Genomic DNA, 24,284 nt, shown 5'->3' on the forward strand with positions numbered 1-24,284 from the left:
TAAAAAAGCACATTGGGCACTGGGCCTAATGTGCTTTTGCTTTATCATAATGTTCTTTAACAACAACAGCTGCATGAATGGCTCCTGGTACAAAGAAGATCATTGTAAGCAGTAAATTCAATAATGCTTTTCCAAATTGTCCCGTTAATAATACGGCTAATGGTGGTAAAAATATCGCTAAAATATAGAGCATAAACACAACTTCCTTTCTTTTATTACGTTAGATTCTTTCTTCTCCCTCGCCACAGCATAATTTCTAAAGCGGCAATACATATGAGCAGCCAGGAGAACCCTAAAGCTAATCCTCCTAGAATATCTGTAAAGTAATGGACGCTTAAATATACACGGCTTAATGAGATGGATAAAATAATGACAAAGAATAGACCATTAATCAGCCACTTAGCTGATTTTGTTAATGGACTGATCAAAATAAGATAGATCAAAAAACCGTAAAACACGGTCGATCCTGTTGTATGACCACTGGGAAAGCTGAAGCCAGTACCGTCATACTGCTCTAATAAGTCAGGCCGCTCGCGCCCAAACGCCACTTTTAACCCTTTTGTCAGTAAACTTATTCCTATCATGCTGATCGCAAAGTAAATGGCTACCCATTTACTAAATGGAATAACGAAAAGCAGACAGATAAATAAAATAATCGATAAAATAGTGATCACTGTAACTGATCCCGCTTCGGTCACCCATCCCATCGTATTTGACAGCCAGGAAGCCTCTACAGAGCTCACGATGTCAGATGCTGCTGCATCTACTGCAAACTTTTCCTGTTCTAAAACCTCATCCGCAATCTCGGCAAATAGGTAAGACCCGCTCCCCACTATGAGCAGCCCCACTACGATCATAACAATCGATGTTTTAGAGAGGTCCGAAACCTTCGTCCCTGAAAATAGCACATCCGGCCCTCCTCATTCTTAAAATAAGCTATGAGCAAGCCTATCCATAGCTTAAGCTGTTGACTAAAAATCTATTCCCCATTTGATGAACTCTAAAACGGGCGGGATCGTTACAGGCGAAATCGGGTGTATGACAAGCGAACCGATGTGTTTTACCCGTCAGTTTGAAAATCACCTGCGAATATTAACTTCTCACTTGAAGTAAAAAACTTTTTCATCATTGAAATGGTTTTCCTGTCATATTTTTTCAATTCACATTGCCTTTTTTGTAAAATGTTGATAAAATTATTAGAAAATTACTAATTTTACATACAGCTTGGAGGATCCTGCATGAAGCTATACCTATCGGTCGACATGGAAGGCATCACGGGTTTACCTGATGCGACTTTTGTAGATGCAAACAAACATAATTATGAACGAGCAAGAAAAATAATGACGAATGAAGCAAATGCTGTCATTCAATCGGCTTTTGACCTTCAGGCTGAAGAAGTACTCGTAAATGACAGCCATTCCAAAATGAATAACCTTCTCGTGGAGCATTTACATCCTGAAGCCCTCCTTATTACGGGGGATGTAAAACCTTATTCCATGGTTCAAGGTTTAGACGACTCGTACGATGGCGCCATTTTTCTCGGCTATCACGCTCGCGCCGATCAGCCTGGCGTCATGTCTCACTCGATGACATTTGGCGTTCGTAACTTTTACATAAATGATGTTGCCGTAGGAGAATTAGGGTTGAACGCTTACGTTGCTGGCTATTATGGAGTTCCGCTCATTATGGTTGGCGGAGATGATCGAGTAGCACAAGAAGCTAAACAGTTAATCCCGAACCTAACGACAGCTCCTGTTAAAGAAAGCATTTCAAGGTCAGCCGTGAAAACTTTATCACCTAAAAAGGCCGGGGAGTTGTTAGAGGCGAAAACCGCCGAAGCTATACATAATAGAAAAAACATTAAACCGTTAACCCCTCCTGATTCACCAACGCTGCGAATCGAATTCGCAAACTATGGACAGGCCGAATGGGCAAATTTAATGCCAGGTACAGAATTAGAGCCTAATTCTACAACCGTTTCCTTTCAGGCAAAAGACATATTAGAAGCCTATCAAGCGATGCTCGTCATGACGGAGCTCGCCATGCGGACTACATTTAATTAGGGGGAGCAAGAATGGCCAGATACATATTAAAACGTTTCATCTTAATGGTCGTTACGGTTCTAATCATAGCGACGCTCACTTTTTTTCTCATGAATTTGCTACCAGGGTCTCCTTTAAATGAAGAACGATCAACCAATGAAACTGTACAGCGTAACCTTGAAGCTCATTTCAATTTAGACGAACCGCTCGTTGTGCAATACGTTCTTTACTTAAAATCAATCGCCACCTTCGATTTTGGTCCATCGATTAAACAACCGACTGAAACCGTTAATTCGCTATTAGGCCGTGGCTTTCCTATCTCTGCAGAACTTGGCATCTGGACAATCTTAGTTGCTGTAGTATCTGGAATTACGTTAGGCGTTTTTGCCGCATTAAAGCATAACGGAATTATTGATTACATTGCCATGACCATTGCCGTACTTGGGATCTCCATTCCTAACTTTGTGCTGGCCACCATGCTGATACAGGAACTCGCGGTTAACCGGGGATTATTCCCGGCTGCGACTTGGAGCACACCAAGTCATATGGTGCTCCCCATACTCGCTCTAGCTACTGGACCAATGGCCATTATCGCCCGTCTAACCCGTTCGAGTATGCTTGAAACATTAACACAGGATTATATTAAAACGGCACGGGCTAAAGGCCTATCCCCTGTTAAAGTCGTGGTAAAGCACGCATTAAAAAATGCATTAATGCCGGTCGTGACCATCTTAGGAACATTAATGGCAGGTATTCTAACAGGTACTTTTGTTATTGAAAAAATCTTTGCGATTCCAGGTATGGGAAAGTATTTCGTTCAAAGCATCAACCAGCGCGATTATCCAGTGATCATGGGTACTACCGTTTTCTACAGTGCCTTTCTAGTCTTTATGCTGTTCTTAGTCGATATTGCCTATGGACTATTGGATCCACGAATTAAACTTCATGACGAAGGAGGTGGGTGATATGCTTCCAGCTACTAAACAAAAGAAAAACAACCATTCAGACATTCCTGATGAGTGGTTCCAACCGAAACAAAGAGACGAAGAACAAGCAGAAACCGTCGTTCGCCCATCCCTCTCTTACTGGCAGGATGCGTGGCGCAGGCTAAGGCAGAACAAATTAGCAATGTCCGGGCTAATCTTTCTTATATTTTTAGGATTCATGTCCATTTTCGGACCGATCCTGTCTCCCCATTCCGTATCTGATCAAATATTGTCCAACCAAAACCAGGCTCCTTCCTCCACCCACTGGTTCGGAACGGACGACCTTGGACGTGATGTTTTTACACGTACGTGGTATGGCGCGAGAATTTCATTGTTCGTTGGGCTGATGGCGGCCTTAATTGACTTTTTTATCGGTGTTACATATGGCGGCATTTCAGGTTATAAAGGCGGCCGCACAGACAGCTTTATGATGCGTATTATTGAAATCTTATACGGCTTACCCTACTTACTCGTTGTCATTTTGCTTCTAGTTGTCATGGGACCGAGCTTATTAACGATCATTGTGGCATTAACTGTGACAGGCTGGGTTGGCATGGCTCGAATTGTTCGTGGCCAGGTGTTGCAAATCAAACATAACGAATTCGTCCTAGCTTCCCAGTCGTTTGGTGCTAAAACGAAACGAATCATTCGTAAAAACCTGCTCCCTAATACGATGGGGCCGATTATCGTTCAAATGACGCTTACTGTACCGACTGCTATTTTTGCTGAAGCATTCTTAAGTTTCTTAGGGCTAGGCATCCAATCCCCTTTTGCCAGCTGGGGTGTTATGGCCAATGATGCATTAGGAACCATTTTGTCCGGGCACTGGTGGAGACTGTTCTTCCCTGCCTTCTTCATTTCAGCAACGATGTTCGCTTTTAACGTGCTAGGTGATGGACTGCAGGATGCACTTGATCCGAAATTAAGGAGGTAACCTCATGGAAAAAATTCTCGACATAAAAGACCTCCACGTCTCATTTGTTACCTACGGTGGTGAGGTTCAAGCTGTTCGTGGAGTTAATTTAGAGTTATACAAAGGAGAAACCCTGGCTATTGTCGGGGAATCCGGCTGTGGAAAAAGTGTAACGGCCAATAGCATTATGAAGCTGATCCCCTCCCCTCCTGGCAAAATTAAAAAAGGTTCCATTCACTTTAAAGGCCAGGACATTACGAAATTATCCAATAAAAAAGTCCGTAAAATACGCGGGGTCGACATCTCAATGATTTTCCAGGATCCAATGACGGCTCTTAATCCTACGTTAACGATCGGCAACCAGCTGACGGAAGGATTAAAGCAGCATCGTAACATTTCATCGAAGCAAGCAAATGACCAGGCGATTGAAATGCTTAATCTCGTCGGTATTCCAAATCCCGATGAACGAATGAAGCAATATCCACACCAGTTCAGTGGCGGGATGAGACAGCGAATCGTCATCGCAATGGCTCTAATCTGTGAACCTGAACTTTTAATAGCGGACGAGCCCACGACTGCGTTAGACGTTACGATTCAAGCTCAAATTCTACAGCTGTTTCAAAAAATTCAACGCGAAACCGGCGTTTCTATTATTTTAATTACCCATGACTTAGGTGTTGTAGCTAAAATCGCGAATCGCATAGCTGTGATGTATGCCGGTAAAGTGATTGAAACAGGAACGAGACAAGAGATTTTCTACCGGCCAAATCATCCTTATACCCAAGGATTATTAAATTCAGTGCCCCGTCTCGATCAAAAAGGAGAAAAATTAGTTCCAATTGTAGGAACTCCTCCCGATTTATTCTCCCCGCCTGAAGGGTGTCCTTTTACAGCAAGGTGTCCAAAGGCGATGGAAGTTTGTTCCCGTGTTTATCCTTTTCAAACGGAGCTTAGCGACACGCACGCTGTCGACTGCTGGCTTCAAGACGAAAGGGCTAAAAAATATATAGCTTCAACGTAACAAATGGAATCATCATTAAATTTTGAAAGGGGAAGAGAAAAGATGAAAAAATGGTTAACCGTTTTGCTTGGTGTTCTACTCGTAGTCGCGCTGGCTGCTTGTACGGCCGATGAAAACGCAGGCGAAGAAGATGGAAGCGACAATGGGGAAGAATCAAGTGGTGAAGACACAAGTACACTTCGTTTAAATAATGGGGTTGAGCCAACGTCCCTGGATCCGCCAATCGGTTTTGATGCCGCTTCTTGGAATGTATTGAATAACTTAATGGAAGGTATGACTCGCTTAAGTGAGGAGCATGAGCCCGAGGAAGCCACAGCTGAGAACATTGAAGTATCAGAAGATGGAACAGAATATACCTTCACGATTCGTGACGACGCGAAATGGTCAAACGGCGATGATGTAACAGCTGGAGATTTTGAATTTGCGTGGAAACGTCTATTAGATCCTGAAACAGCTTCATCTGCCGCTTTCTTAGGTTACTTTATTGAAGGTGGAGAAGATTTTAACAACGGTGAAGGTTCTGAAGACGATGTGATGGTTGAAGCTGTTGATGACAAAGAGCTGCACGTTACGCTTACAGCACCAACCAACTACTTCTTAAATATCATCTCAAACCCAGCCTTTTTCCCAATTAATCAAAGTGTTGCCGAGGAAAATGACGAGTGGTTTTCAGAAGCTGACAGCTTTGTAGGAAATGGTCCTTTTACTCTAGCTGAATGGGAACATGATAATGAAATGCTTCTAGAAAAAAATGAGGAATATTGGGATGCTGATACCGTAGAATTAGAAGAAGTACACTTTGCGATGGTCGATGATTCCAATACTGAATACCAAATGTATGACAGTGGAGATCTTGATAACTCTGAAATCCCTGCTGACATGGCTGATGAACTATTAGACAGTGAAGAAGTAACGATTGACGATCAAGCAGGTAACAGCTTCTATCGTTTTAATGTAGAAGAAGAGCCTTTCCAGAATGAGAAAATCCGTAAGGCCTTTGCGATGGCTGTAAACCAGGAAGACATCGTAAACTACGTAACCAAAATGGGAGAAGAGCCTGCTCACGGGTTTGTGTCCCCTGGATTTAATGATGCAAACGGAAACGATTTCCGCGAAGAAAATGGTAAGTTAGTTGAATTTGATCCTGAAGAAGCGAAGCAGCTTTTAGAAGAAGGTATGGAAGAGGAAGGGTATGACGAGCTTCCTGAAGTTACTCTTACTTACAACACGGATGACACAAACAAAGCGATCGCTGAAACCATTCAAGAAATGTATAGTGAAAACTTAGACGTAGATGTAAGCCTTGAAAACACAGAGTGGAATGTCTTCCTTGAAGACCAGAAAGCGTTGGAGCATCAGCTTTCCCGCAGCTCTTTCCTGGCTGACTATGCTGATCCAATTAACTTCTTAGAGAGCTTTACAACCGATTCTTCAATGAACCGTACAGCTTGGTCTAATGAAGAATATGATGATCTAATCGCTCAAGCGAAAGAGGAAACAGATGAAGAGCAGCGCTTCGAATATATGTATGAAGCCGAACAAATTCTATTTGATGAAATGCCGATTTTCCCAGTTCACTTCTATAACCAAGTCTTCCTTCAAAAAGACAATGTAGATGGTATTGTCCGTCACCCTGTAGGATACCTTGAGTTGAAATGGGCTACAAAAGAATAAAATAAGAAATGAGGAGGACCCATACGTTTAGTATGGGTTCCCCTTCTTTTTACTAAATGGGAGGAAAACCACATGATCAATCCCAAACGGTTACGTCACGGCAGCACGGTTGGAGTCATTGCACCCGCCAGCCCGCCAAATGTACAATCGCTGCAAAAAGCCATGCCCTTTCTAAACAATCTTGGTTTGAATGTAAAAATTGCCCCTCACGTTTCCAGTACTTACGGTTATTTAGCTGGAACAGATGAACAACGTTTACACGACTTACATATGATGTTTGACGATTCTGATGTTGATGCCATTATTTGTGCAGGCGGTGGCTTTGGTACGAGCCGCATCGTCGATTCTATAAACTATAAACTATTAAAACAAAACCCTAAAATCTTTTGGGGATACAGTGATATTACCTATTTACATACAGCCATACGGCAAAAAACAGGGCTCGTCACTTTTCACGGGCCCATGCTTAGCTCAGATGTTGGCAAAAAGGAATTCGATCCTCTTTCCAAATCTATGTTTTCACAATTGTTTCACCCCACTCTCCTTGAATACACAGAGTCTACATCACCACTACACGTTATTTCAGAAGGAGAAGCTACCGGAAAACTTGTTGGTGGTAATTTGTCATTACTCGTTAACACGATTGGTTCTAAATATGAAATCAATACGAAGAATCGTCTCTTATTAATCGAAGATGTTGGGGAAGAACCTTATCGCATTGATTCATTTTTAAGTCAACTAAAACTAGCTGGTAAATTGGATGAAGCGGCTGGAATTGTTGTGGGAGACTTTAAAGATGCAGATCCAAAGAAAAGAGAAGAATCCCTGTCTTTACAGGAAGTACTTGATTACTATTTTGCAAGCTTAAATAAGCCGGTCATTTCAGGTTTTAAGATTGGCCATTGCTTCCCCCATTACGCGGTGCCCCTTGGAAGTAAAGCTACTCTATCAAGTAGTAGTAAATCTTTAAGTGTGCAGCCTGGCGTATCTTAAACGAAGAAAGGAAGAATTACATGGACATTCAATCCGTCGATACTTACTCTATAGCTGTCCCATTACATACTCCTTTTAAAACGGCCCTTCGCACCGTTACGGTAGCAGAATCAATTTTTGTTAAAGTGACATGCACGGACGGTACGATCGGCTGGGGAGAAGCTCCTCCCACTCATGTCATCACAGGAGAAAGCTTAGCAAGCATCAAATATACGATAGAAAGTATTTTAAAACCTGCTATTTTGGGGAAGAGGTTGGTAGAAAGAGAAAGATTGTTTGAAAGTCTTCATTATGCTGTCGTCGGGAATACGAGTGCAAAAGCCGCTGTTGACATGGCTTTGTATGACTGTCTCTCTCAAATGTGCTCCCTCCCTCTTTATCAATTCCTGGGAGGGTATCACGAGTCGATCGAGACAGACTATACAGTCAGTGTCAATGAGCCTGACCAAATGGCAGCCGATGCAAGTCAGTATGTTGCGAATGGATTCAATGTACTAAAGATTAAAGTTGGAAAAGACGACATTGAAAAAGATATTAAACGAATTGGAGCTATTCGCGAGCGTGTAGGTCAGGACCCTCTTATCCGCCTCGATGCCAATCAAGGATGGAGCGTAAAGGAATCGATTTACGCCATCCGAAAAATGGAAGATTTGAACTTTGATATTGAACTCGTTGAACAGCCTGTAATAGCTCACGACATTCAAGGACTTAAGCAAGTGAAAGACCACACCTTCACTCCGATTATGGCGGATGAAAGTGTCTTTTCTGTTCAAGATGCCAAGCGCATTTTACAAACAGAAAGTGCAGATTTAATAAATATTAAGTTAATGAAAGCTGGAGGCATCGATCAAGCATTAAAGATCAATCAGCTGGCTGAGGCTCATGGCATCCCTTGCATGGTCGGAAGCATGATTGAAACGAAGGTAGGAATATCTGCAGCTGCCCATTTCGCAGCCAGTCAGAAAAACATTACCCGTTTTGATTTCGATGCTCCTCTAATGCTTGCCGAAGATCCTTTAGATGGGGGCATCGATTTTCAAGGACGCCACATTTCTTTTTCAGCAAAGAACGGGTTAGGCATAACAACTATTCGATTAGAACGTATACTTTCACAACAAACATGAGGAGGAACATAAATGACGCAAGCTGAAGCCACACGAACAACGTGGGTAGTTCAAGTCCCTGTCGCTACTGTATGGACATCTGAGAACTCTCCTCGTTCCATTGATTTACCGGGTGTATCCAACCCTGCAAAAATAAAAGAGTGGTTAGACAGTCTGACGTATGAAACAAGTTTAGCTTTAAGTGATAAAAACTTAGTCCAATCCCAGCTTTTATATGGAGAAGAAGTGATCGTTGACGATGTACAAGGGAAATGGGCAAGCGTAGTCATCCCTACGCAGCCTTCCATAAAAGATGATCGAGGTTATCCTGGGTATGTACCCATCGATCAGTTAAAAGAAGTTCCTGAACATGAATGGATCGGGCAAGGAGTGGCAGTAGTTAATAAGAATACAACCCTTCTTATTGATGAGAAAGGTGAACCGATGTTTGATATTAGCTACCTCACTTCTTTACCGGCACTCGCTCATGAAGAAGAATTTATTAAAGTCCGTACACCTCATGGAACCGGTTATGTACCTGAACAAGATGTGTCGGTTTATCCATCGAAGGAAGATATTCCTAAAGGCAACGGAGCTGCGATTCTAAAATCAGGAGAAACGTTTGTCGACTTGCCTTATTTTTGGGGAGGCATGAGCTCCTACGGCTATGACTGTTCAGGATTTGCCTATAACATGCACAAAGCCAACGGCTATCAGATCCCCCGGGATGCAACAGATCAAGCCTTATCTGGAGAAAAGGTAGAATTAGATAACATTGAGCCCGGAGATTTATTGTTCTTTGCTCACGATAATGGAAGCGGAAATATTCACCACGTGGGAATCTATTACGGCGATGGAAAAATGCTTCACTCTCCTAAAACTGGAAAAACAGTGGAAATTATTGATTTAAAAGGTACGATCTATGAAAAAGAACTGTGTTCAGCCCGACGGTATTGGAAAGAAGCGGAGGATCAATGATGAATGAAGAAAAGACTTTGCAAGTCCGCAATTTAAAGAAGCATTTTAACCTGGGGAAAGACCGTATCCTAAAAGCAGTAGACGGGTTAAACTTTGATATTTATAAAGGTGAAACATTTGGTCTCGTAGGAGAATCAGGCTGTGGAAAATCGACCGCGGGACGGACTATTATGAACCTTTATAAGCGGACAGATGGACAAGTGTTATTTAATGATAAAGATGTTCACCATCTTTCAGACGAAGAAAATTTCAAACTAAAAAGACAAATGCAAATGATCTTCCAGGATCCTTATGCTTCCCTTAATCCGCGCTCTACAGTAGCCGATATTATTTCAGAGCCTATGATTATTCATAAGCTTTACAAAACGGAGAAAGAACGTATGGCTAGAGTATACGAATTACTTGAGGAAGTCGGGCTGAATCGAGATCATGCCAACCGCTACCCGCATGAATTCAGCGGGGGCCAGCGACAGCGTATTGGCATTGCCCGCGCGCTCGCATTAGACCCTGATTTAATTATTGCAGACGAACCGATTTCTGCACTTGATGTATCCGTACAAGCCCAGGTAGTAAATCTGCTCGAACGTCTTCAAGAAGATAAAGGTCTCACTTACCTTTTCATCGCTCATGACCTGTCCATGGTTCAGCACATTTCCGATCGAATCGGTGTGATGTATTTAGGGCATATGGTAGAACTGACAAGCAGTGAACAGTTATATGACAAACCTTTGCACCCTTATACCCAGGCTCTTTTGTCTGCCATTCCAATTCCTGATCCAGACGTGGAAGACAGTCGAGAACAAGTCATCATTGAAGGAGAAATTCCAAGTCCAATCGATCCGCCGAGCGGCTGTGTATTTCGGACACGCTGCCCGCTTGCCATGGAAGCCTGTGCGGAGGTTAAGCCTGTGTGGCAGGAAGTTGAAAAAGACCACTTTGTCGCCTGTCACTTGTACAATGATGATATTGAAGATAAAACACCGATCAAAGGACAGCCAAATCTCATCACGAATTAAAGCTAAAAAAGCCGAATCTTGTACAACACAAGATTCGGCTTTTTAACTTAATCCATTGACTAAAAAGTAGACAACAACAGGTCCTAAAATAACGATAAACATGGAAGGAAATATGAAAAATACCATAGGAAACAGCATCTTAACTGGTGCTTTCATGGCTTTTTCACGCGCAAGCTGCCTCTGATGTTCACGGATTCTTACCGTAAGACTGCGAAGAGCCTTTGCCATTCCTATTCCTAATTGATCCGCTTGAATAATGGAGGTCATAATACTTTGAAATTCTTCGACAGGTACTCGGTTTCGTAAGTTAGTAAACGCTTCTCTTCGGGATTTACCCAGCCTCATTTCATCAATAGCCTTTTTAAATTCTACGGATAAAGGTCCTTTCGTCTGCTGACACGCTCGAAAAATAGCCGCATCTAATCCCATACCTGCTTCGATCGACAAGTTAATCATATCGAAGAAATCAGCTAGCGTGCGTTGAACCTCTTCCATCCTTTTTCTTTTCTTAACACTTAAATAAAAGTTTGGATAATAAAAACCTAAAGCTCCCAATGCCCCGCCCATTAAGAGACCTGAACTGAACGATGCCTCGGCCCCGCCGGCTAAAATCCATCCAGCGAAGATCAAAATTAATGTCACGAGTATTTGAATCAACCTGAAGTCTACAGCTGTCCACTTATAGGAAACTCCTGCGTCTCTTAACTTTTTATCCAGTTCTGATTTAGCTTCCTTGGATAGTTGTTTTTCAATAATTTGCTTAGCTCGCTCAGTCACATTTACAACAGAGGACGAAATTTCCTTCTTAGTTGATTTCTTTTCTTCTTCAACCGTACCAATATAAAATTCAGCTCGCTGATCTACGACCATGGAGTGACGAAAGATGATTCTAAAAAGCACTTGAAAAATAAGAACTGCCGTAACTAGCGAAAACATCATCACGATCCAGAGTGTCATTCCTCACACCTCAATTCTTACTATTTTTCGCAGCATTAACCAGCCTATCAAAATTCCAGCGCCCCCAAAGACAAGCAGTAACACGCCAATGGGATGTTCATACAGCTGATTAAAATATTCAGGGTTCACTGCCTGCAAATAAAAACCGAGGGCTACAGGCAGAAGCGTTACGACTAATGAAGACAATTTACCTTGAGCCGTCAACGCCTTCACCTCGTCTTTAATTCTGACACGTCCATTGATCGTCTCCTGAACCGTTTCAAGCAGCGCAGATAAGTTCCCGCCACTTGTTCTTTGGATCAACACAGCTTTTACCGTCATTTCCAGCTCTTTGTCGGGCAGCCGCTCAATCATCCGTTCAAACGCAGTTTCCATAGGAACTCCATATTGAATATCTTGATTCACCTTTTTGAACTCCGTGCCTAATGGATCAGGATACTCCTCGGAAACAAGCTTCATAGCCTGCATGAAACTGAACCCGGCTCTCATAGCATTCGCCATCGTCCCAAGCGCTTCATTTAACTGATGAGAGCAGCGATCCAAACGCTTGTGAATAGCCCTTCTCAAAAAATAAACTGGAATAAAAAAACCAAGAATGCCTAATGTGATGACGATGGCCCAGTGCAGTTCATACAAGAATCCTAGAAAAGAAATAACAGCCGCCGCTAAAATTCTTAGTAAGAAAAACTCTCCGGGCGAAACAGCTTTGTTAGCTTTAACAATTTCGTTTTCCCATTTCTTTAAGAAGTTTAATCCATCAAGTCTATTCCCCCAGCGTTTGATTGGATTCCAAACTCCCTGGCTTTTCTCTTTTTTCTTCTTTTCTTCTTCTTTGGTCGTGTACCTGTAGACTCTCTTCTTCATGTGGCTACGCTTTGAAATTAATAAAATAAGCCTGTAAAACAGTAACGTCAGGAGAACAAATACAATCACCAACAAAGGAATCATCAGACGATCCATTTACTCCCACTCCTTCAAATACCATGAAGCCGGAATTGTAAACCCTTCCATCTCAAGGCGGTCCGCACAGTAAGGACGAATTCCGGTAGTTTCAAATCTCCCTTTTCCTCTGCTGTTTTCATCCAGCACTCTTCGCTCATTGTATTTAAATATATCTTGAAGAACGATGGTATCGCCTTCTAATCCGAGCACCTCTGTAATATGTGTGACCTTTCGTTTTCCATTTTTTAAACGCTCCTGATGAACAATCAAGTCAAGCGCTCCTGCAATCTGTTCTCGTATAGCCCGGATAGGTAACTCGAATCCTGCCATGAGAACCATCGTTTCGAGGCGGGCCAGTAAATCTCTCGGCGAGTTTGCATGACCAGTGCCTAAACTTCCTTCATGCCCGGTGTTCATAGCCTGAAGCATGTCAAGAGCCTCGGCACTCCTTACCTCACCGATAATAATACGGTCCGGTCTCATCCTCAGTGAGTTTTTAACAAGATCACGTATCGTAATCGCTCCTTCTCCCTCTAAATTGGCCGGACGAGCTTCAAGAGAGACTACATGGTCCTGTGAAAGCTTCAGTTCGGCAGCATCCTCTATTGTAATGATGCGCTCATCATCAGGGATAAACGAAGACAAAACGTTTAGAGTTGACGTCTTTCCTGAACCTGTCCCACCGCTTATAAAAATATTTAGTTTAGATTTCACACACTTCTCTATAAACTCGGCCATTTCAGGACTTAACGTATTAAAATTCAAGAAATCTTGAATGGTAAAAGGACGTTCTGAAAATTTCCTAATGGTAATGGTAGGGCCTTGCAGAGACAAAGGTGGAATAATCGCATTCACACGTGAACCATCAGGAAGGCGAGCATCTACCATTGGAGAGCTTTCATCAATCCGGCGACCAAGCGGGTGAACGATTTTTTCAATTAGTCTTACTATGTGATCGTTATCTCTAAAGGAAACGTCCGTACGCTCAATTTTTCCTTCCTTCTCTACATACACATCATGGGGACCATTCACCATGACTTCCGTGACCATTTCATCGCCCAGCAAAGAAGTAATCGGTCCGAACCCAAGCAACTCATTTTTTGCCTGTTTTAAAACGATTTGTTTATCTTCAAAGGAAAGGGTTTTTCCTTCCTGACGGAAAAAATCCTCTGCTTTCTGTTCAATCAATGGTTCATAGGCATCAGAAGGCAGATTTTCAATTTTCTTCATTTCTTCTACTAAGAAATTATGAAGCTTACTTTCCAGCTGATCTCCGACGACTTTACGATTATAGAGTAATGGAGAGGATTGCTTTTTAGGCTGATTTTCGATCAGTTCTTCTTTACCTAACCTTTTTAGTAATGACATGGTTTCTACCTCCCTGCCGGCAGCGCCTTAAATAGTGGACGTGATTTCTTGGCTGATTTTCCTTTTTGAAGCTGAAGGGCATTTATCGTTTCTTTACTAATTTTCGCTTTCGGATTTGTGATTACATATGGTCGTCCTTCGTTTACAGACCTGCACACCAGCTTACTGGCCTCTGGCAGCTGGACTGTGATTGGAAGGCCGAGTACTTTTTCCGCAGTAGCTAAGGGGACGCCTCTCTTTCTGGACTCACGATTTAATACGACTCTTAACGTGTTCTTCAAATTCAAAGATTCCAAGGTTTCGAGGAATAAGCGGCAATTCTTTAAGGTAGGCAAATCCTGCATCGTTAATAGAAAGATCTCATCTGAATGTTCAAGGGCCGTTAAAACGATATCATCCATATAAGGAGCCGTATCAAAAATCACAACATCATAATCCCCTCTTACCTTTTCTACAAGACGCTGAATATGTTCTGGAGTGAATACTTCAGCAAATTCAGGACGGAGCGGTGCCGACAAGATGTTCAAGTACTCATTATAAGCGGTAATATAGGACTTTACTGGAGCGTTGGCTTTCTGATTCGCTTCCTTCATCCACTCATAAATGGACCGTTTCGGTTCGCAGTCTAAAAACATACTCACATCACCAAATTGGAGGTCAAGATCCACGAGAAGGACAGACTCCTGTTTCTGGCTGTACGCGGTAGCAAGGTTGACGGAAAACGTGGTTTTCCCGACGCCTCCCTTTGTACTGCAGACTGTAATATAGTGAGTTTCCTTATTTCCCTGGCTAGCTCGTTCAACGTGCTGCTCTCTCTCTATAATTAATTGCTCCACCTGCTCAGGTCTAAAAGGAAGGGCAATCACATCCAAAGCGCCAGCTCTCATCGCTTGTCGAAGATCAACCCTGACGCCAGCCTCTATTAAAATGACACTTAGATTAGGATAAATCGCTTGAAAGTTTCGGCATGTATCGTACCCATCCTGCTCGTCACTCATCGCATAAAATAAGACCCCGTGCTCTTGTTTATCCATCAAATTTTTTAACGCACTTTTTTTCTCAACGTACTCGAGCTTACGTCCATGCTTTTTAAATACATCAAGGATACTCGGTTCCATCGTCAGTTGGGGAGCCATCGTCATCCACTTCATTTAATAAACACTCCTTCATGCAGCTCATCTTCATGGATGTGCAGGTGTTTTTCTTCTTTCTTATCGTCTCCTTCAGCGCGGAGCATCATATATAGCTCATATTTCGATGCAAAACCTAGTGCCAAACCCTCTTTAGGAGTAACCTCCACCGTAATCATTTGATAACGGTCCCTCTCTTCTTCCGCATCCGCTGCATGGCCAATTGCTAACACCTTCACATTTTGTAAAACAATGGATCCTGCATCATGCTGCTCTTTCTCCCCCTCTTCAGGAGCCACCAAACTAGCCACTACGTCAATGTAAGATCCTGCTTCAACAAAACCAGCGACCCCTTGAGGATCGGTAACCTCTACCGTCATCGCCCGCTTCCCTTCTTCTATTTCTTCAAGGTCGTTCGCGTATTCTTCTTCACTTTCAAGCTCTTCCTCAGGTTCTTCCTCCGGCTCTTCTTTCTCATCTTCACTCGCATTCACCGGCTGATTGGACTGCTGCACATCTTGTAAATAGAAATAAAGCGCTCCTGTAGCAAAAAGCCCAAAGACTAACGACCAGATCCACAACTTCTTCGTCTTCATTCTCCACCCCTCACTCTCCTATTGAACTAAACGGACGCCGTACACACCGTAATCGCTCTCTTCTCCTTCTTCGGAAAACTCTCCGTAAGTTATCGTTTCAATAAAGCGGCCCTTGATTTCGTGCTTCTCTAAAGATTCAATCCAGAAGGCAGCAAATCCTATAATTTTCACTTGCGACTTCCCGTTGACATCACTATAAGTTTCTACAATGGGTACAATGATCACCCGCTCACAGGAATCATCCGCTGTTTCGTAGGATTGACAGTGAGGTTCAGAAGCGTCTGCGTTGATTCTGTAATCTATAGACTGCTTAACATGCCCCCATTTAAATCCTGTTTCCGTGCTCTCATAAATGTCATCTGATATTTCCATTGTTACCCCATACTTTATCTTGTCCCGAAGTGTGTTGTGCTCTGGGTGGTCAATGTCTAAAAATCCAAAGTTTCCTTTAACCGATGCATTTTCTCCATTACCAGGCTGAAAATGCATGGTGAATGAATCACTTGGATTAAACTCCTCTTGCTTAATCCCGATCGGGACAATCCCTTCTCTCTTTTTCAACGTCCCACTAATTTCAGCACGAGAAAAAGCACGGACTTCAGTTAGATCAAAACCAAGAACCTTAGCAAATGTTAACGGTACCTCGCTCACTTTCTCAACCTCCACAAAATTGTCCCCCGTTAGAACTTCTGCTCCCGCTAAGGTATATCCGTTTTTCTGTCCATATTCTTTCGCTATTGCTTCCGCTTCACTTAGACTGGTCAGCACTTCCTGAACTCCAGCTAAAGCCGAAGCGTCCACCCCTTTCTGGAGCTTGCTTTTTTCAAGAAAAAGGCTTCCTCCATCTACGACAAGAGCGACAAAACCACAAAAAACAAATAAACATAAAGCCGTAAACACTAAGGCGTTACCGTCTTCTCTATTAAATAACTCTCTTATTCGCCTTCTCATCTTATTCCACCCTCATAACTGTCGTATCAGATAAGTTGAAAGGGGAGGCGAGCGAACCTACGACCGGAGTAAGGAAATCAATATCGTAATCTAATATAATCCTCACCTCTGAACCGCTGTCACGGTCTCCTTCAGGGGAAATAGCTATATTTAAACTTGAATCATTCAACCCGGACGCAGTATCCTCAATAACGGCTCGAATGTGAGCATCGTCCCCGCCGACGCTTGCGGCCCGGGCCCCTTCCCTTCCAGCATGGTCAATCGTTAAGTACGCATGAAAAATTCGGCCAAAATCCATAATGCCAAACACAAGCATAAGAAGGATAGGAAGCACCAGTGCCATCTCTACAAGAGCCTGACCCTTTTCTGATTTCATAGCATTCCCTCCAAAAACAGAGAAAGCCCAGCCCCCAGTCCAATCGCTACTCCATAAGGAAAGGTGGCTGCTCCCGGCTGCTGGTCAATCGATAAAGAGCCGGCCTGACCTTTAAAGACAAGAAAGGAAAAAAACAACTTTTTAACAACGAACCCGAGGGCACGTCTTCGATAGAGCAGCACAGCGGCTACTAGTCCCCCTATAATCGCGGCGTACAGAAACGTATAAAATACGAAAGACGCCCCCATCAGTGCGCCAATTGCCCCCATCAGCTTTACGTCTCCCGCTCCCATCACTCCCATAATAAACGGAATAAATAATAATCCTAAGCCGGCAAGAAGTCCCAAGCTGCTAAACAAGAACCCTTGCCAGCCACCCAAAATCGTGTGGAATAGGATTGCGATAAGTACGGTGGGGACAGTAAGGACGTTATATATTTTCCGGGAGCGTATGTCTGTGATGACGCATATGGTGAGGACGGTAAGTAATAGGATGATTTCCATAAGAGATCTCCTCTCTTTTTAAAAGTAGCCCTGCCTTTTAGAAAAAGCAGGGCTTAAAACAATTTTTTAGTTTCTATTTATTATTGACTAGCATCACCGCCACCACTAGTTCCACCAAGTTCTGTTGTAATATTTTTGAAAACTGTTTCAATTTGTCCACCTAAAGCTGTTAGTGCAGTGACAACAAATACTGCAATCAAAGCTAAAATTAATCCATATTCCGCCATTGCCTGTCCTTCTTCTTCCTGCCATAGTCGTTTCATCATTTCCATAAGTAATTCCTCCTTTGATTTTGTTCTCTTCTAAGAACTTAATCACATTATAGTACGTCGTTCTTTATAACGAAAATTGCAAATTTGTTCGTTATGGCGAATTAGAGGATATAATACTGGGTTTTTTGGCTATTTTCTCCTTTATTCTCACAATTTCGTTCTTTTTAAAAAACATTTTCATACTCTATAATGAACTTAATTAATAGATCTACTATAGGAGGTGATGAGATGGCGGCCCATACAATCCCTTATCAGATTGACTCCGCAGACACATTTACAAAGCGTTTGATCGGTTTAACGAACAAACGAAAGCCGATTTCCGAAGAAGGCATGTGGTTCGATCAATGCAAAAGCATTCATATGTTTTTCATGAAGTTTCCCATTGATGTATTATTTCTCGACAACGAACGTAAAGTGGTGAAATCGGTGGCAGGCTTAAAACCGTGGAGAGTTGTTCCTGCTGTCCCGCAGGCTGTTTCTACTCTTGAATTGCCGGAAGGGACCATTAAACAAATGAATATTAATCAAGGTGATTATGTATCTTTTTAATAAAAAAGTCAGGACTTATTAAGGCCTGACTTTCAGCTTGCAAAAATCCTTGGGTTTTTTAAAGTATTTGTATGCACGAGCGGTCGAGTACCAATCGCTTTCCGCGGACGAACGCCCGAGCCTCCTCGCGAAACCCACGCTCCGGGGTCTCGGAGCGCCCGTTTTTCCGCAGGAGTCTCTTGGTATTCGACCGCTCTTCACCGAAAAAGACTTTTCTTTATAGGTGAAAGATTACTAGAACATGTTATAGACTGGCTTTCCTCTTCAACAGGTTCCATATTTTATTCGTACCGAAACCTTGTTTGAATCAAAAATAAAGGAAACAGCGAAACCAGATCATACCTTTCCCGAACTTTTTGGTATTTTCTTATGTTAGATGAAGATGTTGGCTTAACCAGTCGAATGATTGCTCTCCTTTCACCTCATGGCCTCCATCAAATAGATCATAAGAAAACTGCGAACCTACTCCAAGCTCTTTGTAGAGTAAGGTGAGCTTTTGTATCGTTTGCTGTGCTGGTTCAATCGGAAAGACTTGATCATGCAGTCCCGCTTCAATAAAAAGCGGTTTTGGCGTAATTAATCCAAGCAGTGCCGGCAGTTCACCAACTTTCAATAAGCCGGGAATATAATTATCGAGGCAATGATCAGCAGCCAGTATGCTTCCTTTAAACGTATTGGCAAACCCACTCAAAACGGTTGCCTGCACTCTTCTATCAAGCATGGCTGTGAATGCGGCAATCATACCGCCTCCTGAGAAGCCGACCACTCCGAATCGCTGTTCGCTCCAATTTTCCATTATGTCGAGTACACGCCGCGCTTCATATACTCTTAACCCAGCAAGCGTTTTGCCGCTCATCAGTAAATGGGCAGCGAGAGGAAAGCACGAGTTAGACACCCCTCCTTCTTTATCTTTTTTCAGCATACGGTCTCCGAATCCGATCATTTCCGGGACAAAAACTTTAAATCCTCTTTTCACTAGATCTAAAGCAAAACAGTGGTGTCCGGTGCTTCCCTTCTCAATTCCAACCATCTCTTTATACCCTTTTCCATGTCCATGTAACGCCAGCACTCCCGGATACTTTTTAGAAGGTTTAACAGCAGGGGTTAACACATACATCCTTGCCGTTAAATCGCCTGTCGTATAAAACTGAAAGTGCTCGCGAGTATAACCATCTTCGTGCACGGGCTCTTCCACAGCCTGCACTCCCCTGCAAACAGGCGACTCAAAACAGCCTAGTAGACGAGTAACTTCCTTCCGTATCGCACTCTTATTTATCATTTGTTTTTCGATAGACTCTTTATATAATCTAACAAGGTAACGATCGATTTCTGTCATCCTCAACTCTCCCTAAGTCAGCAGTTATGAACGATTTTCAATACCACCAAAAAAGCCGACCCCACAGCATATCTCCCTGTCGAATCGGCCCGGCCTTATTTAAGGTTTTCCATTTTCACGTGATCCATATCGGTAAATGTGTAGTTTTCTCCTGCCATCGCCCAAATAAACGTATAGTTATTTGTCCCGACTCCTGAGTGGATGGACCAAGGAGGTGACAATACCACTTGTTCGTTTTTCACGACCATGTGTCGGGTGTCATCCGGTTTGCCCATAAAGTGAAATACGCGGGAGTCTTCATCCATATCGAAGTACAGGTAGGCTTCCATGCGGCGATCATGTACATGCGGAGGCATGGTGTTCCACATATTGTTTGGAGCAAGCAAGGTCATACCCATCATGAGCTGGCAGCTTTGCAGGCCATCAGCGTGAATGTATTTATAAATGGTACGGTTGTTTGACTCCGCATCGGAACCTAGCTTAGTAGGTGTCGCGTCATCAATGGGAAGCTTTTTCGTCGGGTATTGTTTATGAGCCGTTGCTGAGGCCATGTAAAACCTTGCCGGCTTCGAAGCATCATCACTTTCTAACGTAACATCGCGGTTTCCTAATCCAACATAGAGGCAGTCGCGTTTGTTTAGTTCATAGGTTTCTCCATCTACTTTCACAAGTCCTTTTCCTTCTGAAATGTTGATGATTCCTATTTCTCTTCGTTCAAGGAAAAACTCAGTTTTCAATGTATCCTGGTCTTCAAGCTTTAATGGTTTGACAGTTGGAACAGCTCCCCCTGTAATGACACGATCATAGTGAGAGTAGACCATATTCAGTTCGCCTTCGACAAATAAGGATTCTACTAAGAACTCGCTTCTCAAACGTTCCCCATCATAGTTTTTAAAATCAGTTGGATTCGTTGCGTAACGTACTTCCATTTCCATTCTCCTCTCTAATGATAACGATTATATTAAGAACTCATCCATCCGCCATCGACATTTAACACATGACCATTCACATAGTTAGAAGCATCTGAAGCTAGAAAAACGGCTGCTCCTTGTAAATCCTCTGGCGTTCCCCAGCGTCCTTGAGGAATTCTTGAAGTAATGTAGGCGTTTCTTTCTTCATTTTCACGAATAGGCGCTGTATTGTCGGTAGCCATATAACCTGGTGCAATCGCATTAACGTTAACTCCTTTACTGCTCCACTCATTCGCTAAGGATTTCGTCAGTCCTGCAACTGCATGCTTACTCGCTGTATAAGCAGGAACTTTCAAGCCTCCTTGATAGGAAAGCATGGAAGCGATGTTAATGATTTTTCCAGATTCATTTTCTAACATATGTTTCCCAATTTCCCGGCTTAATTGAAATACGGCGTGTTGATTGACGTTAATCACATCGAACCAATCCTGGTTCGAGAAATTCTCAGCCTCTGACCTTCTTATGATTCCGGCATTGTTGACGAGTATATCTACACGTCCATTAATCGCTATAGCGTCAGCAGCTAACTTTTCTGCTGCTCCTTCTTTGCTTAAATCAGAGATCAGTTCGTGAAAAGTTCCGCCAACACCTTCTACTTCTTTCTTTGTATCCTCTAAGCTTCTCGTCCCGACCCCAATCACTTCGGCTCCAGCTTTTGCGAGGCCGACAGCAATGCCTTGCCCCAGTCCTCGACTGGCACCTGTTACGAGAGCAATCTTACCTTCTAAAGAAAATAGTGAATTCATTTGAAATAAACGCCTCCTTGGTTACCTTTATTTCACTTTCCTAATTAAGTATTCAACTTTAATAACAACGTTGTTATTATTGTAAATGTAAAGGCTTACTTTGTCAACGATGTTCCTATAAAACAGCATATTAATTTATTCTAATAGAAAAACAACGTTGTTTTCCCACTTCATATTATTTATAATTGATAAAAGATGGAGGTGCACTTATGGGAGTTACAATAAAAGATATCGCTAAAACAGCCGGCGTCAGCTACTCTACGGTTTCAAAAGCCTTACGGGATAGTCCACTTGTGAAAGAGCCTACGAAAGAAAGAATCATACAGATTGCTAAACAGCTGGGTTATCAGCCGAACGCAGCGGCAAGAAGTTTAGTATCAAAGAAATCCCATACGATTGGAGTTGTTTGGCCCACCATAGAACGGGTCACTCATTCAGCCTTAATTACGGGATTAAACAAACAATTAGAAGAGCTTTCATATACAACCTTAATATCTATTAATGAGATGGAGTTTGCGATCAACACGTTTAATCGTTATCAAGTCGATGCCATCGTTGCTTTTGATGAAAGAAATTCCAAAGAACCAGCTAATTCAACCGTTCCCATCGTTACGTATGGTATTGCTGATGACACGTCCCTTTTTCCAACAGTTGACGTTAACCGAAAGCAGGCCATCCGTTCAGCAGTGGAATACTTGACTTCGATCGGACATAAAAAAATTAATTACATCGGCGACTTGCTTCAAGAGGATCGGCTTCAAGAAGAAAAGGTGAATGGCTTTAAACAGGCGATTCATGAGTTCGATTTAGATCCTTATTATTCACGTATCGTCTCCGTAACTGATTTAGAACAATACGATGGCTATCAGGCTGCGAAAAAACTTTTAAATGATCCGGAACGACCAACCGCGCTCATCAGCGGAAGTCACGATTTAACGAAAGGCATTTTACGAGCCGTTTATGAAAATGGTCTTTCCATCCCTGACGATCTATCCATCATTAGCTATGATAATATCCCCGCTACAGAGAACTTTGACATTCCTTTATCAACAGTGGGTGTCCCGCTGCAGTTAATTACGGAGAAGCTTGCCGAAGTATTAATGGCTGTCATCAACGAAGAAGAAATTGATCATAGTATCTATTTGGAACCTGAGTTAAAGATTACGGAATCATGCCAATCAATTAATGGAGGTTAACGAATGAAGAAAGTCCAGATTTTTATAGCAGGCGATTCTACAGCAGCCAACTATGAGCCTTCAAGTGCCCCTCAAGCTGGCTGGGGCCAGCTGCTCCCTTTTTTCTTTTCAGAAGGAGCCGCTATTCATAATAAAGCGATGAATGGCAGGAGTTCTAAAAGCTTTATTGAAGAGGGACGCTTAACTGAAATTAGCGAAGAGATTCGTGAAAATGATTACTTGCTCATCCAGTTTGGACATAATGACAGCAAACCTGAGGCAGCAAGACGTACCGACCCATTTTCCACTTATCAGAAATATTTAGCAGAGTACATTGATACAGCGCGCTCAAACAAGGCCACCCCCGTATTGCTGACCCCCGTTCAAAGACGGAAATTCAGTGCAGACGGTGCCCTTGAGCAAACGCATGGTGATTTTCCTGAAGCCATGAGACAACTCGCACAAAAAGAGTCTGTTCATCTCATTGATATGACTGAACTGACGTCACATCTCCTCAACCGTTTAGGGCCTGAAGAATCCAAGCATCTTTTTATGTGGCTAAATAAGAACGCTTCTGCTAATTTTCCAGATGGTGTTCAGGATGATACTCACTTTACCGAAGGAGGGGCTAAGGAAATCGCCCGAATCGTTGCTGCCTCTATTGCTAATATGCCAGCTGCATTGTCCCATTACGTAAAAATTTAAAATAACAGCTGAGAGAAATAGATGGTAAGTGTCACTGTAATCATACTGAAAATCGTTGAAGCTAATACGATTTGTGCGGCTAGCTCAGGTTCATTTCTGTACTCCTGTGAAATGATGGCGCTGTTCACAGAGCTCGGCATACCTGAGGAAATTAATAGAGCTTGAGCTAGTACCCCTTCATAATTTAACAGCCAGATAATCAATACAGCTAACGCTGGGCCAAGCACGAGTCTGATGATCATACTTAAATAAACAATAACCAGTTTAAACTTAAACGTAAGTTGAGCAACTTGAGCCCCTAATGTGATTAAGGCAATTCCCACCATGGCATCTGCAATATACTCTCCCGGTTTCATGACAAACGCTGGCACATCCGTGTTACTGACATTTAACAAAATCCCTATGGCCATAGCATAAATAGCCGGCATTCTTAATAACCCTATGAAAGCTCTCAGTTTCCCCTCTTCTACAGCCCGCAGTGAAAATACTCCAAATGTATAGGAGAAGACATTTTGCAGCGTCATTACGATGACTTGAATGGTAGCTGCAAATGGATCTTGTTTAAAAGCTAAATCGTTCACGGGGATACCATAATTTCCAGAGTTATACAGCAGCACACTGTTAGCAAATACTCCTCTTACACTTTTCTTGTACCTTCCTATTCTTGCAACGAGCTGAACGACAGCATACAATACAGAAATAAATAGAACGAAAAACAAAATGACCTTCCCTAATAAGTCGATGGAAAAAGAGGATTCATATAAATTCACTAAAACAAAACCGGGGCTTAAGAAATAAATATTCAGCTTTGCCAGCGTAAATAAATCCAGTTTAAATGCTTTATGCATGGCTGCGCCGATCCCTATTAAAATAAAGACAGGAACGATAATGTTAAGAAATATAAAAATGATTTCCACTTTATATTCACCCCGCGGTATTGGCTTAAGATTTAAATAAACATGGTCCCCTTTGATTCTGCAA

At 42.5% G+C, this 24,284-nt stretch carries 27 protein-coding genes; 12 read left to right on the top strand and 15 right to left on the bottom strand.

The window, feature by feature from the left end; all coding sequences use genetic code 11:
- Positions 1 to 25: 25 nt before the first annotated feature.
- Positions 26 to 193: a YqaE/Pmp3 family membrane protein gene (locus IEV27_RS11795; RefSeq protein ID WP_188377702.1), complete on the bottom strand. Its 168-nt coding sequence runs from the start codon at positions 191 to 193 to the stop codon at positions 26 to 28.
- A 22-nt stretch (positions 194 to 215) separates the two neighbouring features.
- Positions 216 to 908 (bottom strand): phosphatase PAP2 family protein, encoded by a 693-nt coding sequence (locus IEV27_RS11800; RefSeq protein WP_188377703.1) that lies wholly within the window; start codon positions 906 to 908, stop codon positions 216 to 218.
- A 330-nt stretch (positions 909 to 1,238) separates the two neighbouring features.
- On the opposite strand from IEV27_RS11800, the gene dppA reads away from it, so the two are divergent.
- The 9 genes from dppA to IEV27_RS11845 all read left to right on the top strand — a co-directional run bounded on the left by dppA (position 1,239) and on the right by IEV27_RS11845 (position 10,726).
- Positions 1,239 to 2,063 (top strand): D-aminopeptidase DppA, encoded by an 825-nt coding sequence (gene dppA / locus IEV27_RS11805; RefSeq protein ID WP_188377704.1) that lies wholly within the window; start codon positions 1,239 to 1,241, stop codon positions 2,061 to 2,063.
- A gap of 11 nt (positions 2,064 to 2,074) precedes the next feature.
- Complete coding sequence (locus tag IEV27_RS11810) at positions 2,075 to 3,007, top strand: ABC transporter permease (protein WP_188377705.1); 933 nt, start codon at positions 2,075 to 2,077, stop codon at positions 3,005 to 3,007.
- 1 nt (position 3,008) lies between these two features.
- The gene (locus IEV27_RS11815) at positions 3,009 to 3,962 is read left to right on the top strand and encodes an ABC transporter permease (protein ID WP_188377706.1); all 954 of its coding nucleotides are present in this window, start codon (positions 3,009 to 3,011) and stop codon (positions 3,960 to 3,962) included.
- Between the two features lie 4 nt (positions 3,963 to 3,966).
- Positions 3,967 to 4,962, top strand: a complete 996-nt coding sequence (locus tag IEV27_RS11820) for an ABC transporter ATP-binding protein (protein ID WP_188377707.1) — start codon at positions 3,967 to 3,969, stop codon at positions 4,960 to 4,962.
- Positions 4,963 to 5,004: 42 nt separating this feature from the next.
- Entirely contained in the window at positions 5,005 to 6,636 is a 1,632-nt protein-coding gene (locus IEV27_RS11825) for a peptide ABC transporter substrate-binding protein (protein WP_188377708.1), read from the top strand.
- Positions 6,637 to 6,708: 72 nt separating this feature from the next.
- Entirely contained in the window at positions 6,709 to 7,629 is a 921-nt protein-coding gene (locus IEV27_RS11830; RefSeq protein ID WP_188377709.1) for a S66 peptidase family protein, read from the top strand.
- A 20-nt stretch (positions 7,630 to 7,649) separates the two neighbouring features.
- Entirely contained in the window at positions 7,650 to 8,753 is a 1,104-nt protein-coding gene (locus IEV27_RS11835; RefSeq protein WP_188377710.1) for a dipeptide epimerase, read from the top strand.
- A gap of 12 nt (positions 8,754 to 8,765) precedes the next feature.
- Positions 8,766 to 9,710 (top strand): C40 family peptidase, encoded by a 945-nt coding sequence (locus tag IEV27_RS11840; protein WP_188377711.1) that lies wholly within the window; start codon positions 8,766 to 8,768, stop codon positions 9,708 to 9,710.
- Positions 9,710 to 10,726 (top strand): ABC transporter ATP-binding protein, encoded by a 1,017-nt coding sequence (locus IEV27_RS11845; protein WP_188377712.1) that lies wholly within the window; start codon positions 9,710 to 9,712, stop codon positions 10,724 to 10,726. Before IEV27_RS11840 ends, IEV27_RS11845 begins: the two co-directional genes overlap by 1 nt.
- A 42-nt stretch (positions 10,727 to 10,768) precedes the next feature.
- On the opposite strand, the gene IEV27_RS11850 is transcribed toward IEV27_RS11845, so the two are convergent.
- The 9 genes from IEV27_RS11850 to IEV27_RS11890 all read right to left on the bottom strand — a co-directional run bounded on the left by IEV27_RS11850 (position 10,769) and on the right by IEV27_RS11890 (position 17,821).
- On the bottom strand, positions 10,769 to 11,683 hold the full coding sequence (locus tag IEV27_RS11850) for a type II secretion system F family protein (RefSeq protein WP_188377713.1): 915 nt from the start codon (positions 11,681 to 11,683) through the stop codon (positions 10,769 to 10,771).
- 3 nt (positions 11,684 to 11,686) lie between these two features.
- Positions 11,687 to 12,643: a type II secretion system F family protein gene (locus tag IEV27_RS11855; protein WP_188377714.1), complete on the bottom strand. Its 957-nt coding sequence runs from the start codon at positions 12,641 to 12,643 to the stop codon at positions 11,687 to 11,689.
- Positions 12,644 to 13,993, bottom strand: coding sequence for a TadA family conjugal transfer-associated ATPase (locus IEV27_RS11860; RefSeq protein ID WP_188377715.1), 1,350 nt, complete (start codon positions 13,991 to 13,993; stop codon positions 12,644 to 12,646).
- 5 nt (positions 13,994 to 13,998) lie between these two features.
- Complete coding sequence (locus IEV27_RS11865) at positions 13,999 to 15,144, bottom strand: CpaE/TadZ family protein (protein WP_188377716.1); 1,146 nt, start codon at positions 15,142 to 15,144, stop codon at positions 13,999 to 14,001.
- Entirely contained in the window at positions 15,141 to 15,719 is a 579-nt protein-coding gene (cpaB, locus tag IEV27_RS11870; RefSeq protein WP_188377717.1) for a Flp pilus assembly protein CpaB, read from the bottom strand. Before cpaB ends, IEV27_RS11865 begins: the two co-directional genes overlap by 4 nt.
- A gap of 18 nt (positions 15,720 to 15,737) precedes the next feature.
- A complete protein-coding gene (locus tag IEV27_RS11875; protein WP_188377718.1) occupies positions 15,738 to 16,670 on the bottom strand; it encodes a pilus assembly protein TadG-related protein in 933 nt (310 codons plus the stop codon).
- A gap of 1 nt (position 16,671) precedes the next feature.
- Positions 16,672 to 17,046, bottom strand: a complete 375-nt coding sequence (locus IEV27_RS11880; protein ID WP_188377719.1) for a TadE/TadG family type IV pilus assembly protein — start codon at positions 17,044 to 17,046, stop codon at positions 16,672 to 16,674.
- Complete coding sequence (locus IEV27_RS11885) at positions 17,043 to 17,549, bottom strand: A24 family peptidase (protein WP_188377720.1); 507 nt, start codon at positions 17,547 to 17,549, stop codon at positions 17,043 to 17,045. Before IEV27_RS11885 ends, IEV27_RS11880 begins: the two co-directional genes overlap by 4 nt.
- A gap of 80 nt (positions 17,550 to 17,629) precedes the next feature.
- Positions 17,630 to 17,821, bottom strand: coding sequence for a Flp family type IVb pilin (locus IEV27_RS11890; protein WP_188377721.1), 192 nt, complete (start codon positions 17,819 to 17,821; stop codon positions 17,630 to 17,632).
- Positions 17,822 to 18,049: 228 nt separating this feature from the next.
- On the opposite strand from IEV27_RS11890, the gene IEV27_RS11895 reads away from it, so the two are divergent.
- The gene (locus IEV27_RS11895; RefSeq protein ID WP_188377722.1) at positions 18,050 to 18,370 is read left to right on the top strand and encodes a DUF192 domain-containing protein; all 321 of its coding nucleotides are present in this window, start codon (positions 18,050 to 18,052) and stop codon (positions 18,368 to 18,370) included.
- A gap of 367 nt (positions 18,371 to 18,737) precedes the next feature.
- Here IEV27_RS11895 and IEV27_RS11900 read toward each other — a convergent pair whose 3' ends face one another.
- The 3 genes from IEV27_RS11900 to kduD all read right to left on the bottom strand — a co-directional run bounded on the left by IEV27_RS11900 (position 18,738) and on the right by kduD (position 21,423).
- Positions 18,738 to 19,706 carry an alpha/beta hydrolase family protein gene (locus tag IEV27_RS11900; RefSeq protein WP_188377723.1) on the bottom strand — a complete coding sequence of 323 codons (969 nt, stop codon included), beginning with the start codon at positions 19,704 to 19,706 and terminating at the stop codon, positions 18,738 to 18,740.
- A 95-nt stretch (positions 19,707 to 19,801) separates the two neighbouring features.
- A complete protein-coding gene (gene kduI, locus IEV27_RS11905) occupies positions 19,802 to 20,635 on the bottom strand; it encodes a 5-dehydro-4-deoxy-D-glucuronate isomerase (RefSeq protein WP_188377724.1) in 834 nt (277 codons plus the stop codon).
- Positions 20,636 to 20,667: 32 nt separating this feature from the next.
- Complete coding sequence (kduD, locus tag IEV27_RS11910; RefSeq protein ID WP_188377725.1) at positions 20,668 to 21,423, bottom strand: 2-dehydro-3-deoxy-D-gluconate 5-dehydrogenase KduD; 756 nt, start codon at positions 21,421 to 21,423, stop codon at positions 20,668 to 20,670.
- A 209-nt stretch (positions 21,424 to 21,632) separates the two neighbouring features.
- Between kduD and IEV27_RS11915 the strand changes: the two genes are divergently transcribed.
- Both IEV27_RS11915 and IEV27_RS11920 read left to right on the top strand, forming a co-directional pair.
- Positions 21,633 to 22,619 carry a LacI family DNA-binding transcriptional regulator gene (locus IEV27_RS11915; RefSeq protein ID WP_188377726.1) on the top strand — a complete coding sequence of 329 codons (987 nt, stop codon included), beginning with the start codon at positions 21,633 to 21,635 and terminating at the stop codon, positions 22,617 to 22,619.
- Positions 22,620 to 22,622: 3 nt separating this feature from the next.
- Positions 22,623 to 23,303, top strand: coding sequence for a rhamnogalacturonan acetylesterase (locus IEV27_RS11920; RefSeq protein WP_188377727.1), 681 nt, complete (start codon positions 22,623 to 22,625; stop codon positions 23,301 to 23,303).
- On the opposite strand, the gene IEV27_RS11925 is transcribed toward IEV27_RS11920, so the two are convergent.
- Entirely contained in the window at positions 23,300 to 24,220 is a 921-nt protein-coding gene (locus tag IEV27_RS11925; protein ID WP_229735259.1) for an AEC family transporter, read from the bottom strand. The genes IEV27_RS11920 and IEV27_RS11925 overlap by 4 nt on opposite strands.
- Positions 24,221 to 24,284: the final 64 nt, after the last annotated feature.

Origin of the sequence: Halobacillus andaensis (assembly GCF_014636475.1) — a bacterium.
Lineage (GTDB): Bacteria > Bacillota > Bacilli > Bacillales > Halobacillaceae > Halobacillus_A > Halobacillus_A andaensis.